The sequence below is a fragment of the Mammaliicoccus sp. C-M13 genome (assembly GCF_022386845.1).
Lineage (GTDB): Bacteria > Bacillota > Bacilli > Staphylococcales > Staphylococcaceae > Mammaliicoccus > Mammaliicoccus lentus.
Window position 1 is genome coordinate 200746 of the sequence record NZ_JAJNHQ010000002.1, and the last position, 14819, is coordinate 215564.

Below are 14819 nucleotides of genomic sequence, written 5' to 3' on the forward strand. Positions count from 1 at the left end.
ACATTGAAAACTAAGAAAGGACGTTCAAGATGAAAGTATATGCAGATTATGCAGCGACCACGCCAGTAAAACCTATTGTTACTGAAAAAATAACAGAAATATTATCAGAGCATTATGGAAATCCATCTTCTATACATTCTATAGGTAGAGATGGGAGGAAATATTTAGATCAAGCGAGAAGAGACATTGCATCTGTTTTAGGGTCTCAACCAAATGAAATTATATTTACAAGTGGTGCGACAGAAGCAAACAATACGGCAATAAAAGGCGTTGCGAGAAAAAAAGAAAATCAAGGAAAGCATATTATCACAAGCAGTATAGAGCATCATTCTGTATTGCATGTCTTTGAAGAACTTGAGCGTGAAGGATTTGAAGTCACTTATTTAGATGTTCATCCAAATGGTGTTGTAGATTTAGAACATTTAAAAGAGAGCATTAGACCAGATACAACTTTAATTTCAATTATGCTTGTTAATAATGAAGTTGGAACTGTTCAACCTTTATATGAGATTGCCGAAATAATTGAAGGACAAGAAATTACATTCCATGTCGATGCTGTTCAAGCAATTGGACATATGCCTATTGATTTTAATGAAATGCCTATGGATATGCTAAGTATTACAGCTCATAAATTTGGTGGTCCAAAAGGTATAGGTGCTTTGCTTGTTAAAAAGGATATTCAGTTTAATACATTTATTCAAGGTGGAGAACAAGAACTAAAGAGAAGAGCAGGTACTGAGAATGTTCCTTATATTTGTGGAATGGCAACGGCTATAATTGAAGCTAATGAAAATATGGATTACCAAAATGTACACTTAATGAATTTAAAGCAAAATTTAATCGTAGGATTACAACAAAATGCGATACCATTTGAACTTAATGGAAGTATGACAGATACAACCGGCCATATAACGAATTTATACTTTCCATTTATAGAAGTTGAAACAATGCTTACGTTATTGGATATGTCTAATATTTATGTTTCAAGTGGTTCTGCTTGTACAGCTGGATCTACACTACCATCTCATGTACTACAAGCGATGTTTGGCAATGAAGAAAGAACGAAAAAATCTGTAAGATTTAGTTTTGGATTAGAGACAACTGAAGAAGAGATTAACTATATTGTAAGTGCAATTATGAAAATATATCATCAATTTAAGGAGGAAGAAAATGAATAATCAATCTACCCGTGTAGTCGTAGGTATGAGCGGGGGCGTAGATAGTTCTGTAACTGCGCATATATTAAAAGAACAAGGTTATGATGTCGTAGGCATATTTATGAAAAATTGGGATGACACTGATGAAAATGGTGTCTGTACAGCTACTGAAGACTATAATGATGTTATTGCAGTATGTAACCAATTAGATATTCCTTATTATGCAGTAAATTTTGAAAAAGAATATTGGGATAAAGTGTTTACGTATTTCTTAGATGAGTATAAAAAAGGAAGAACACCAAACCCTGATGTTATGTGTAATAAAGAAATTAAATTCAAAGCATTTTTAAATCATGCTTTAAAACTTGGAGCAGATTATGTTGCTACAGGTCATTATGCTCGTGTAAGACGCGATGGTGATAAAGTAGAAATGCTTAGAGGCGTAGACAATAATAAGGACCAAACTTATTTCTTAAACCAATTAACAGAAGAACAACTTTCTAAAGTTATGTTCCCATTAGGAGAATTAGAAAAAAGTGAAGTACGAAAAATTGCAGAAGAACAAGATTTAGCAACTGCTAAAAAGAAAGATTCTACGGGGATTTGTTTTATCGGCGAAAAAAACTTTAAAACATTTTTATCTCAATATTTACCTGCTCAAAATGGTAAAATGCAAACACTTGATGGCCTAGATATGGGAGAACATACTGGTTTAATGTATTATACAATTGGACAAAGACATGGTCTAGGAATTGGCGGAGACGGAGATCCATGGTTTGTTGTAGGTAAAAACCTTAAAGATAATGTGTTATATGTTGAACAAGGCTTTCACCATGAAGCTTTATATAGTGATTACTTAATCGCTTCTGATATTTCTTTCATCAATGAATTAGATTTCAGCACACCAATTCAGTGTTCTGCAAAATTTAGATATAGACAAAAAGATACAAATGTTACAGTAGAAAAAATTTCAGATAACCAAATTAAAGTCATTTTTGAAGAACCAGTAAGAGCAATTACACCTGGACAAGCTGTCGTATTATATGATGGTGAAGTTTGTTTAGGTGGCGCTACAATTGATGAAGTATATAAAACTGAAAAGCAATTAGATTATATGGTATAAAATTTTTAGAGGTGATATCTTTTAAGATACACCTCTTTTTAATTTTGTTATAATGGTAGTCAATGATAATTTTAAAGGAGTTAAATCATGCATAACGAAAATGAAATCGTAGAATTAATAGAAAATAAAAAATTTGATGAAGCACTCAAATGTTTATTTGAAAATATAGAAGAGAATCCAAATGAAGTGACGAATTACATTAATGCGGGTACTATTTTGGCAGAAGCGGATGAACTAGAAAAAGCAGAAAAATTCTTCCAAAAAGCTATTACTATAAATGAAGAGCACGGTGGTGCATATTATAGTTTAGCGAATTTATATTACAATCAACAAAGATTTGATGAAGCTGTTAAACTATATCAATTTGCTATTCAAAAAGGTTTAAATGATTCAGATACTAACTTTATGTTAGGCATGTGTTTTAACGAATTAGGAGCACATACTGAAGCAATGCCATACGTTATGAGAGCTCATGAACTAAAACCAGATGATTTAGAAATAGCTTTTCAATATGGTTTAACACTTTGCCAAGTAGAAATGTTTGGAGAAGCCATAATCCAATTAGAAAATGTGCTTGAAAAAGATCCACAACATGTGGATGCATTATATAATTTAGGATTAGCAAAATATATGAAAAATGAAGATGCTGAAGAAGCGTTACAATACTTCAATAAAGCAGTAGAGATACAACCGGACCATTTATTAAGTGGACACGCAATTAAAATGTTTGAACAAATGTCAGAGGAGGACTAGCATTGGAAAATTTATCTTTATTTGATCTTTCACATGTTAAAGGTGAAGTTATTAGAATATTATTTCAAAATAGTGATAACTATTACACTGTTATAAAAGTTGATGTGATGGATTCAAATGAAGATTTTGACCATGAAGTCACTATAGTAGGGTATTTTCCTCAAATTGTAGAAGGTGAAACTTATCTTTTTAAAGGTAAGGTTATTGAACATCCTAAATATGGAAAGCAACTTCAAGCTGACACTTTCGAGAAAGAATTACCTCAAACGAAACAAGGTGTCATTCATTATTTGTCCAGTGATTTATTTAAAGGAATAGGTAAGAAAACTGCAGAGACAATCGTCAATAAATTGGGTGAAAATGCACTACAAAAAATATTGGATGATCCAGATGTATTAGAAGAAATACCTAAATTAAACAAACAAAAACGTAGTACTATAGTAGAATCTATAAGAGAAAATCAAGCGATAGAACGCATAATGATAAAGTTAAATGAATTAGGGTTTGGACCTAAACTAGCCATGAGTATTTATCAAACGTATAAAGAAGAAACAATGAACATCATAAAACAGTCTCCTTATCGATTAGTTATGGATATAAATGGTATTGGTTTTCAAAGAGCAGACCAAATCGCTGAACAAATTGGTATTTCAAAAGACCATAATGAACGTGTTGTGGCGGGTGTGAATTACTATTTAGATCAGCAATCGTTACAAAACGGTCATACATTTTTACCGATTGATATTTTAATCAATGGTGCATATGAATTATTAAATCATAACCAACCTGAAGTTGTAGCAAAAGAGCAAATTAATGATGTTATCGTTGAGATGAGTGAAGAAAGTAAAATTATAATAGAAGACAATAATTGTTTCATGCCATCTTTATATTACTCAGAAGCTAAAAGTGTTCAAATTATGCATAGATTGTATCAACACCAAGAAGATTTAAAAGAAATTGAAAAAAGTGATTTACAACTTCATATTGGTGAAATAGAAGACATGAATGACGTTTCTTATGCTGAAGGGCAGAAGAATGCACTCGAAACAGCCATCAATAATAAAATGATGTTATTAACAGGTGGTCCTGGTACAGGTAAGACGACTGTTATAAGAGGAATATGTGAGCTATATTCTGAAATTCATGGCGTTAGTTTGGATTATGATGATTATCAAGAAGGAACTGATTTTCCAATAGTTTTAGCAGCTCCAACAGGAAGAGCAGCTAAAAGATTAAGTGAATCAACTGGTTTAGAAGCCATGACTATCCATAGATTGATAGGTTGGAGTAAAGATACTCAACCTGATGATGTATTAGATAATGATATACATGCTCATTTAATTATATTGGATGAAATGTCTATGGTTGATACATGGTTAATGTACCAATTTTTAAGAGCAGTACCTGATTATGCGCAAATTATTTTTGTAGGTGATGAAGATCAATTACCTTCAGTTGGGCCTGGTCAAATATTCAAAGATTTAATTGATTCAAAAGTCATTCCACGTGTGAACTTAACAGAAGTATATAGGCAACAAGAAGGTTCATCAATCATTGATTTAGCACATAAAATAAAAAATAATATTCCAGTTTCTATTAATGAAAAACATCATGACCGCTCATTTATCAGTTGTAACAGTAACCAAATTGCTTCAGTCGTTGAAAAAGTTGTTCAAGGTGCAGTTAAAAAAGGATATAATATGCAAGATATTCAAGTTCTTGCGCCAATATATCGTGGTCCAGCAGGTATCAATAAGTTAAATCAATTACTTCAAGACATTTTAAATCCTAAAACTGAAGAAACAAGGTTTTTACAATACGGTGAAGTAGAGTATCGTGAACAGGATAAAGTACTACAGCTTATTAATAGACCGGACGATAACGTGTTTAATGGTGATATTGGTGTTGTTATAGGCGTATATAAAGCTGAAGAAAATGCTTTAGGGAAAGATGTTATTATCGTTGATTATGAGGGAAATGAAATAACTTACACGAAACAAGATTTATCAGAGGTTACACATGCATATTGTTGTTCAATTCATAAATCACAAGGCTCGGAATTTCCGATTGTTATCATGCCTATTGTTAGACAATACTTTAGAATGTTACAGAAAAACATTTTATATACTGGTTTAACAAGAGCAAAACAGTCTTTAGTTGTCTGTGGTGAGGAAAATGCTTTTAATCAAGGTATTAAAACATTAGGAAATGGACGTATGACGTCTTTCGATACAAAACTTAAACTGTATTTTAGTAATGATGATACAGAGGAACCAACTGAAATCAAAAATTTGATACTGACAGAAGAAAATATGTATGAAGTTGATCCAATGATAAACATGCAAAATAAAACACCTTATGACTTCATGAAATAATTGACATACAAAATAACTCTGCTTATAATCAAATAGAATAAGAAAAGAAGAGGAGTAAATAAATAATCGCTTAGAGAGACATGTTGGTTGGTGAAAAACATGACATTATTTATTGAACGCTGCTTCTTTGAACTATAATCAAATAAACTTAAAGTGATGACATTGTGTCATAACTAGGGTGGTACCGCGATACGTTCGTCCCTTTTTTAGGGATGGGCGTTTTTTATTTATTTTGAGGAGTGATTTGAATGAAAAATTTAAAAGCTAGTGAAATAAGACAGATGTACATTGATTTCTTCGTAGAAAAAGGGCATATGGTTGAACCATCAGCACCTTTAGTACCTATCGATGATGATACGTTATTATGGATAAATTCTGGGGTTGCGACATTGAAGAAATATTTCGATGGCCGTGAAATACCTAAAAATCCTAAAATTGTTAACGCTCAAAAGGCAATTCGTACAAACGATATTGAAAATGTAGGGTTTACGGCAAGACATCATACATTCTTTGAAATGTTAGGTAATTTCTCAATTGGTAACTATTTCAAAAAAGAAGCTATTCAATATGCATGGGAGTTTTTAACAAGCGAACGTTGGATGGCTATGGATCCTGAAAAACTGTACGTTACGATACATCCAGAAGATACAGAAGCTTATGATTTGTGGCATGACATGATTGGTTTGGAAGAGAGTAGAATTATTAGAATCGAAGGTAACTTTTGGGATATAGGTGAAGGACCGTCTGGACCTAATACTGAAATCTTTTATGACCGCGGTGAAACATATGGACAAGAAGATCCTGAAGAAGAAATGTATCCAGGTGGAGAAAACGAGCGTTACTTAGAAGTTTGGAATTTAGTATTCAGTGAGTTTAACCATAATAGTGATCACACATATACACCATTACCTAATCAAAATATTGATACGGGATTGGGTCTAGAAAGAATGACATCTATTGCTCAAGATGTTCCAACAAACTATGATACTGATTTATTTATTCCAATTATTGAACAAGTAGAACTTATTAGTGGTTTGAAATATCGAGAAAATAAAGAACAAGATACAGCATTCAAAGTTATTTCTGATCATATTAGAACGATTAGTTTTGCTATTAGTGATGGCGCACTACCTGCTAACGAAGGTCGTGGATACGTATTAAGAAGGTTATTAAGAAGAGCAGTACGTTTTAGCCAAAGTTTAAAAATTAATGAACCATTCTTATATAAACTAGTTGATATTGTTGCAGAAATAATGGAACCATACTATCCAAATGTAAAAGAACAAAGCGATTTCATCAAGAAAGTAGTTAAATCAGAAGAAGACCGTTTCCATGAAACTTTAGAAGAAGGTCTTGCGATTCTTAACACGATGATGCTTAAAGCTAAAGAGAATAATCATATATTATCAGGTTCAGATGCATTTAAACTTTATGATACTTACGGTTTCCCAATTGAGTTAACAGAAGAAATCACAACTCAAGAAGGTATATCAATAGATGAAGAAGGCTTTGCGGATGAAATGCGTCAGCAAAGAGAAAGAGCAAGAGCAGCTCGTCAAAAAACGCAATCTATGCAAGTTCAAAATGAAGTGTTGAGTAAATTAACAACACCGAGCACATTTGTTGGTTATGATAAAACAGAAATACAAACAGAAATTACAGATATTATTCTAAACGGCGAAATATGTGAAGAAGCAGAAAGTGGAGAAACGATACAATTTATTTTAAGAGAAACGCCATTTTATGCAATTTCTGGTGGACAAGTTGCCGATACAGGAATCATTAGACATGATCAATTCGAAATTGCAGTGACAGAAGTTACTAAAGCACCAAATGGTCAAAACTTACACACTGGTCATGTTACATTTGGACAAGTTCATGTAGGCACTACAGTTGATGCATTTGTAAATAAAGATGAAAGAAGAAGTATTACAAAAAATCATTCTGCTACACATTTATTACATGCAGCATTAAAAGAAGTATTAGGAAATCATGTTAACCAAGCTGGTTCATTAGTTGAAAGCGAAAGATTAAGATTTGATTTCTCTCACTTTGGACAAGTAACTGCTGAAGAATTAGAACAAATAGAGCAAATAGTGAACGAAAAAATTTGGGAAAACATTGCAGTCCAAATTGAAGAAATGTCTATCGATAAAGCTAAAGAAAAAGGTGCAATGGCATTATTCGGTGAAAAATACGGTGATATTGTACGCGTTGTAGATATGTCGCCATTCTCTATTGAGCTTTGTGGTGGTATACATGTCCAAAACACAAGCGAAATTGGATTGTTTAAAATCGTTTCAGAATCAGGTACTGGTGCAGGTGTAAGAAGAATAGAAGCAGTAACTGGCAAGGTAGCATACGAAACATTAAAAGAAACAGAGCAAATTCTTAACGATGTAATGAGTCATGTTAAAGTAAAAGAGCAAGATAGAACAATAGAAAAAATCGATCAAATTCAACAACAAATTAAAGACTTAGAAAAAGAACTTCAACATAAAAATAAAGTTATTACGGACTTAAAAACAGGTAATATTGAAGAAAGTGTAGAAGAAATTAACGGTATAAAAGTATTGTCTACACAAGTTGAAGCAGAAAATCCAAAAGTATTGAGAACAATTATGGATGACTATAAATCAAAAATGCAAGATACCGTATTGTTGTTAGCAAGTGTTAACGGCGAAAAAGTATCATTAGTAGCTTCAGTTCCAAAATCATTAACAGATAAAGTTAAAGCAGGAGATATCATTAAAGAAGCTGCTCAAATTACAAATGGTAAAGGTGGCGGTCGTCCTGATATGGCACAAGGTGGCGGTACTGATCCTTCCAAAGTAACAGAAGCATTACAGTTTGTTAAAAACTACATTAAAACTCTATAATTTTAAGTATTAAAGGAATATGATATAATTAATACTAAGTTAATGGAGTTAAGGAGTGTAAAAAAAGATGAATAATTTTGATAAAACAATGAAATTTAATTATGATGAATTTCCAAAAGAAGATGTCAAAACAGTACTACAAAATGTTTATCGCACTTTAGAAGAAAGAGGATATAATCCAGTGAATCAAATTGTTGGATATTTACTTTCTGGTGATCCTGCGTATATCCCTAGACACAATGAAGCTAGAAATCAAATAAGACGCTTAGACAGAGATGATATAATGGAAGAACTAGTATCAACTTATTTAAAGCAAGAAAATGAATTCAATGCTTAACAAGAGGATAATTGGTTTAGACGTTGGAAGTAAGACTATAGGTGTAGCTGTAAGTGACGCTATGGGATGGACAGCTCAAGGTATCGATACACTCCAAATTAACGAAGAAACAGAAGATTTTGGCTTTGATGAATTAATCAAAATTATAGATCAATATGATGTTGACACTGTCATTATTGGATTGCCTAAGAATATGAATAATTCAATCGGCCCACGTGGTGAAGCTTCCATCTACTTTAAAGAATTATTAGAGAAGAAAAGACCTGATTTGAAGTTGAAATTGTGGGATGAAAGATTAAGTACTGTCGGCGCTGAACGAACATTACTTGAAGCGGACGTATCTCGTAAAAAAAGAAAAAAAGTAATAGATAAAATGGCTGCAGTATTTATATTACAAGGTTATTTGGATTCTATTAAATAACGCATACAGAGGAGAATTAATAATGAGTGAACAAAATCATGAAGGACATTTAGAAATTAATAACGAAGAGGAATTACTAACTTTAATCGATGAGAATAATAACGAAGTTCTTTATCGTAAAGTGTTAGAATTCTACCATCCTGAATTCAAAAAAGAATATATCATCTTAGCAGAAGAAGGTTCGGATCAAGACGAAGAAATTGAACTGATTCCAATGATTAATGAAGCTAATGATGACGGTGAAGGCGGAAAATTATTACCAGTTGAAACAGATGAAGAGTGGGATATGATTGAAGAAATCGTAAACACTGAAATGGATGATATCTAAACTTCACTTGTAATAGTACACTTTGTCCCTAATGTGATATAATCATTAGGGACAATTTATTTATCTAAGGAGTAAAAGTGGCTTATGAAGAAAAATAGTATTTATAAAGATGCAAGGTTGTTATCTAAGTATATAAGTTTAACGATTTTAGTCATCCTTTTCTTATTATTTATACTAACAGTTTTAATAGGGTTAATTGTTGCAGGAGTAAATACGAGACCAGTAAATGCTGACAGCAATGAAAAAATCATCATAACTGTTAATCCAAATACTACGACTGAAACGTTAAGTCACCAACTTGCAGATAAAAATATTATAAGAAACGCTACGACATTCAAATATTATTTAAAATTAAATAATATTTCTAGCTTTCAAGCAGGTGAATATAAGTTTTCGCCATCTATGACGCTCAAAGAAATAGCGAAAAGTTTAGAATCTGGTAAAGTTTATTTAAAAACTGCTGTTCAATTTGAAATAAAAGAAGGTTCTACAATTGAACTAATAGCGGGAGTAGTAGAAGAGAACACTTCAATATCAAGAGAAACTTTTAAGAAGAAAATGCGGGATAGAGACTACATAAAGAAATTCCAAAAAAAATATCCTGACATGTTAACTGACGAGATAATGAATAAAGATATTAGATATCCTTTAGAAGGGTATTTAGCTCCGAATACATATCAATATTCAGAAAGTGATGTATCATTAGATGATATTATAGATGAAATGTTGAAGAATACTTATGACACTACATTTAAGAAATATAAAGACAATGGTGCTTTTAAGATAACAAAAAACTACCAAGAAACTGAAATTACATTCCATGAATATATGACATTATCTTCAATAGTTGAGTCGGAAATGAAGAAGATAACTGACAAATCAAGATATATTTCGTTATTAATAAACAGAATAGAAAATAACCCGCAAAGTGCTTTAGATTCTGACGCGACTGTTAGTTATGCAGTTAGAAAAGAACCAAATGAGGATTTGTCAGAAAGTGACTTTAATAATGACTCCAAATATAACTCTTATACACACAAGGGTATTCCAATTGGACCAATAAGCAATATTTCTGAAGAAACAGCTAGTACAACAATTAATCCACCAGATACGGATTACTATTATTTTACAAAAAACAATAGTGGTAAAGTATTATTCTCATCTAGTTTAAAAGAACAAAAAGAAAACCAATCTAAATAAAATATTAAAGCAAGAACGCTGAAACTGATTATAAGCGTTCTTGTTTTAAATTTACTCTTACTATTTATGTCATTATGTGATAAAATATCTAATGTTTATAAAACCATATAAATAAATGAGTGAGACATACTAACTAGTTATATAAGCTAGTTGGGTTTTTTATTATATTCAAGTGTAAGGAAGTCATGACATGGATAAAGATATAGAGTATATTGAACAATTGTTATTTCAAAACTCATCTCAAATTGATGATTTGAGACCGTATGCTGCTCAACATAATGTCCCAATTATGGATAAGATATCGACCGAATTTGTAAAACAAATTATTAGAATAAAAGAAGCTAAAAATATTTTAGAAATTGGTACAGCTATTGGATATAGTGCAATGCATTTCGCTTCATGTCATAACGATATTAAAGTTTGGACTATTGAAAGAAATGAAGAAATGTATGAGCTAGCTGCTCGCAATATAAAACAATATGGTTTTGAAAATCAAGTTCATCCCATTTTCGCTGATGCTTTAAAAGCAGAAAAATTCATTCCAAATGAAATTAAATTTGATATGATATTTATTGATGCAGCTAAGGCTCAATCACAAAAGTTTTTCGAGCTATATGAGCCATTTTTAAAAAATGATGGGGTCATTATTACTGATAATATTTTATATCATGGATTTGTAAGTGATATCGATATTGTTAGAAGTAGAAATGTAAGACAAATGGTTAAAAAAGTTAAAAATTATAATGAGTGGTTAATAAATCGCAGAGACTATAAAACAACTTTAATGAACGTAGGAGATGGCATAGCTATTTCTAAAAAGGAGTTAGAAGTATGACAGAATTACTAGTTACGCCTAAGTCAATCAACCACATTGAGACTTTAATTGAATTAGGTGCAGATGCGTTTGTCATTGGTGAAGAAAAATTTGGCTTAAGACTAGCAGGAGAATTTAAAGAACCCGAATTACGTGAGGCTATTAAAATTATTCATGAACATGGTAAAAAAGCATATGTAGCTGTAAATGCTATTTTTCATAATGAACATATAGCTGATCTAGAAGCATATATTGATTTATTACATGAATTAAACGTTGACCGCATTATTTTTGGAGATCCTGCAGTATTGATGGCAGTAAAAGAACAAGAGAACCCAATACCTTTAAATTGGAATGCTGAAACTATTGTCACAAATCATTTCCAATGTAATTATTGGGGAGAACGCGGTGCTAATAGAGCAGTTCTTGCACGTGAACTAAGCATAGAAGAAGTAATCGAAATAAAGAAAAACAGCAATGTGGAAATAGAAGTGCAAGTTCATGGAATGACATGTATGTTCCAATCTAAACGTAAACTGCTAGGTAATTACTTTATGTATCAAGATAAAGTAATGAAGATAGAAAACAGAAAAGAAAATAAAGATATGCTATTGTATGATGAAGAACGAAGTAATAAATATCCAATTTATGAAGATAGCAATGGTACGCATATTATGAGCCCTAATGACATTTGTTTAATTGAAGATTTAGAAGAGCTATTAGAAGCAAATATTGACAGTTTAAAAATTGATGGTGTTTTACAAACAGAAGAATATATAAATGTAGCTACAGAGCAGTATAGACAAGCCATCGATTTATATAACGAAGACCCAGAATTGTATGAAGATGAAAAATTTATGTTATTAGAGCCTATTGAAGATGTTCAAAAAGATCATCGTCCAATGGATCAAGGTTTCTTATTTAAACAAACAGTTTACTAAGTTAGATTAAAGGAATGATTAAAATGAAAGTATTAGAACCTATTGGCGCTAGTCGTAAATCAAAATTGAAAAAACCAGAATTACTAGCACCTGCAGGCAATTTAGAAAAATTAAAAATTGCTGTCCATTATGGTGCAGACGCTGTCTTTTTAGGTGGACAAGAATATGGGTTGAGATCTAATGCTGATAATTTCACTATGGAAGAGATAGCTGAAGGTGTTCAGTTTGCTGATAAATATGGTGCTAAAATATACGTTACGACAAACATATTTGCTCATGATGAGAATATTCCAGGCTTGGAAGATTACTTAAAAGGATTAAGTAATACAGGTGCTCATGGCATAATAGTTGCCGATCCACTTATTATTGAAACATGTAAACGTGTTGCGCCTAATTTAGAAATTCATTTAAGTACACAACAGTCATTATCTAATTATCGCGCTGTTCAATATTGGAAAGAAGAAGGCTTAGAAAGAGTAGTGTTAGCTCGTGAAACTAGTGCTGAAGAAATGCGTGAAATGAAAGAAAAAGTAGATATTGAAATAGAAACTTTCATCCATGGTGCTATGTGCATTGCATACTCTGGCAGATGTACATTAAGCAATCATATGACAGCGAGAGACTCAAATAGAGGTGGTTGTTGTCAAAGTTGCCGTTGGGATTATGATTTAATAACAGTTGAAGAAGATGGCGAATTAGAGCCTTATTTTGGCGGTGAAGATACTACACCGTTTGCAATGAGTCCAAAAGACTTGAAATTAATCGAATCTATACCTAAAATGATGGACATCGGTATTGATTCTTTAAAAATTGAAGGTCGTATGAAATCTATGCACTATATCGCAACAGTTGTATCCGTTTATAGAAAAGTTATCGATAGCTACGCTGAAGATCCAGAGAACTTTAAAATTGATCCAGAATGGTTAGTTGAACTTGATAAATGTGCTAATAGAGATACAGCTCCAGCATTCTTTGAAGGTGTCCCTCATTTTGAAGAGCAAATGTTTGGCCGCGAAGCAAATAAAAAAACACCTTTTGATTTTTGTGGTTTAGTGATAGACTATGACCCAGAATCACAAATTGCAACTATTCAACAAAGAAATTATTTTAAGCCTGGTCAGAAAATTGAATTCTTTGGACCTGAAATTGATAATTTCACACAAGTTATTGATAAAATATATGACGAAGATGGCGTGGAATTAGATGCAGCGAGACATCCACTACAAATAATACAAATTAAAGTGGATCATCCAATATACCCAAATAATATGATGAGAAAGGGATTAGTTTGATGGGAAAGACAACAATAATAGGTATTGCAGGGGGTTCTGGTTCAGGGAAAACTTCTGTAACATCCGAGATAATGAAAGATTTAGATGGATATAGTGTTGCTTTAATTGAACAAGATTACTATTATAAAGATCAATCACATATGTCTTTTGAAGATAGGTTGAAGACAAATTATGATCATCCATTTGCTTTCGATAACGAAAGGTTAGTGAATGATTTAAAAAATCTTAAAGAGGGAAATGTAATTGAAGTTCCAACTTATGATTATTCAAATCATACTAGAAGTGATAAGACAATTAGGTTCGAACCTAAAGACGTAATTATACTTGAAGGTATATTCGCTTTAGAAAATGAAGATTTAAGAGATTTGATGGATGTTAAGATTTATGTTGATACTGACGCTGATCTTAGAATACTTCGACGTTTAACGAGAGATATTAAAGAGCGTGGACGTACAATGGATTCAGTAATAGATCAATACCTATCAGTTGTTAGACCTATGCATATTCAATTTATAGAACCTACAAAAAAATATGCAGACATCATTATCCCTGAAGGTGGTAGTAATAAGGTTGCAATAGACATCATGACGACTAAGATTCAATCATTAGTCCAAAATATCTAAATAATTACAAAGTAAAGGAAGATGGAAGAATGGAAACACAAAAAGAATTTCCTATGACACAGGAAGGTTTTGAAAAATTAGAACAAGAATTAGAAGAATTAAAAACAGTTAAACGACCAGAAGTCGTTGAAAAAATAAAAGTTGCTCGTAGCTTTGGTGACTTATCTGAGAATTCAGAATACGATGCAGCAAAAGATGAGCAAGGCTTTATTGAACAAGAAATTCAAAAAATAGAAAATATGATTCGTCACGCTCAAATTATCGAAGATAATGGTGCTAAAAATGAAATTCAAATTGGTAGAACAGTTACTTTTACAGAAATACCAGGCGACGAAGAAGAAAGCTACAAAATAGTAGGTTCAGCTGAAGCAGACCCATTTGAAGGTAAAATTTCTAACGAATCTCCAATTGCTAAAGCATTAATAGGTAAAAAATTAAATCAAGAAGTAAATGTTCCATTACCAAATGGTAATGAAATGAAAGTTAAAATAGTAAAAATAGACTAAATATTTTTACAAAATATAAAAAGGCTGTTTACGCATTTCCATTAAATGTATAAACAGCCTTTTTGTTTTG

Annotated in this window: 14 protein-coding genes and 1 other annotated feature; all 14 genes read left to right on the top strand. The window is 31.8% G+C overall.

Annotated features, from left to right (window positions below; translation table 11 throughout):
- The first annotated feature begins 29 nt into the window (after nt 1–29).
- The 14 genes from LQ615_RS02645 (at nt 30) to greA (ending at nt 14749) form a co-directional block, all read left to right on the top strand.
- A complete protein-coding gene (locus tag LQ615_RS02645; RefSeq protein ID WP_239703684.1) occupies nt 30–1178 on the top strand; it encodes a cysteine desulfurase family protein in 1149 nt (382 codons plus the stop codon).
- Nucleotides 1171–2280: a tRNA 2-thiouridine(34) synthase MnmA gene (gene mnmA / locus LQ615_RS02650; RefSeq protein WP_016998511.1), complete on the top strand. Its 1110-nt coding sequence runs from the start codon at nt 1171–1173 to the stop codon at nt 2278–2280. The genes LQ615_RS02645 and mnmA overlap by 8 nt, the downstream gene beginning before the upstream one ends.
- A gap of 87 nt (nt 2281–2367) precedes the next feature.
- Entirely contained in the window at nt 2368–3033 is a 666-nt protein-coding gene (locus LQ615_RS02655) for a tetratricopeptide repeat protein (protein ID WP_016998512.1), read from the top strand.
- Between the two features lie 2 nt (nt 3034–3035).
- A complete protein-coding gene (recD2, locus tag LQ615_RS02660; protein WP_016998513.1) occupies nt 3036–5408 on the top strand; it encodes an SF1B family DNA helicase RecD2 in 2373 nt (790 codons plus the stop codon).
- Nucleotides 5409–5446: 38 nt separating this feature from the next.
- Nucleotides 5447–5614 (top strand) — a binding site (T-box leader).
- Nucleotides 5615–5656: 42 nt separating this feature from the next.
- Nucleotides 5657–8287 (top strand): alanine--tRNA ligase, encoded by a 2631-nt coding sequence (gene alaS / locus LQ615_RS02665; RefSeq protein ID WP_070045747.1) that lies wholly within the window; start codon nt 5657–5659, stop codon nt 8285–8287.
- Between the two features lie 67 nt (nt 8288–8354).
- The gene (locus LQ615_RS02670) at nt 8355–8624 is read left to right on the top strand and encodes an IreB family regulatory phosphoprotein (RefSeq protein WP_016998515.1); all 270 of its coding nucleotides are present in this window, start codon (nt 8355–8357) and stop codon (nt 8622–8624) included.
- Nucleotides 8617–9045 (top strand): Holliday junction resolvase RuvX, encoded by a 429-nt coding sequence (gene ruvX, locus LQ615_RS02675; RefSeq protein ID WP_016998516.1) that lies wholly within the window; start codon nt 8617–8619, stop codon nt 9043–9045. The genes LQ615_RS02670 and ruvX overlap by 8 nt, the downstream gene beginning before the upstream one ends.
- A gap of 22 nt (nt 9046–9067) precedes the next feature.
- Nucleotides 9068–9373, top strand: a complete 306-nt coding sequence (locus LQ615_RS02680; RefSeq protein WP_016998517.1) for a DUF1292 domain-containing protein — start codon at nt 9068–9070, stop codon at nt 9371–9373.
- Nucleotides 9374–9457: 84 nt separating this feature from the next.
- Nucleotides 9458–10573 carry an endolytic transglycosylase MltG gene (mltG, locus tag LQ615_RS02685; protein WP_064211025.1) on the top strand — a complete coding sequence of 372 codons (1116 nt, stop codon included), beginning with the start codon at nt 9458–9460 and terminating at the stop codon, nt 10571–10573.
- Nucleotides 10574–10763: 190 nt separating this feature from the next.
- Nucleotides 10764–11408 carry an O-methyltransferase gene (locus tag LQ615_RS02690; protein ID WP_239703682.1) on the top strand — a complete coding sequence of 215 codons (645 nt, stop codon included), beginning with the start codon at nt 10764–10766 and terminating at the stop codon, nt 11406–11408.
- Complete coding sequence (locus tag LQ615_RS02695) at nt 11405–12328, top strand: peptidase U32 family protein (RefSeq protein ID WP_016998520.1); 924 nt, start codon at nt 11405–11407, stop codon at nt 12326–12328. The genes LQ615_RS02690 and LQ615_RS02695 overlap by 4 nt, the downstream gene beginning before the upstream one ends.
- 23 nt (nt 12329–12351) lie before the next feature.
- On the top strand, nt 12352–13620 hold the full coding sequence (locus LQ615_RS02700; protein WP_070045751.1) for a peptidase U32 family protein: 1269 nt from the start codon (nt 12352–12354) through the stop codon (nt 13618–13620).
- Complete coding sequence (gene udk / locus LQ615_RS02705) at nt 13620–14243, top strand: uridine kinase (RefSeq protein WP_016998522.1); 624 nt, start codon at nt 13620–13622, stop codon at nt 14241–14243. Before LQ615_RS02700 ends, udk begins: the two co-directional genes overlap by 1 nt.
- Before the next feature lie 29 nt (nt 14244–14272).
- The gene (gene greA, locus LQ615_RS02710; RefSeq protein ID WP_016998523.1) at nt 14273–14749 is read left to right on the top strand and encodes a transcription elongation factor GreA; all 477 of its coding nucleotides are present in this window, start codon (nt 14273–14275) and stop codon (nt 14747–14749) included.
- The last annotated feature ends 70 nt before the right edge of the window (nt 14750–14819 follow it).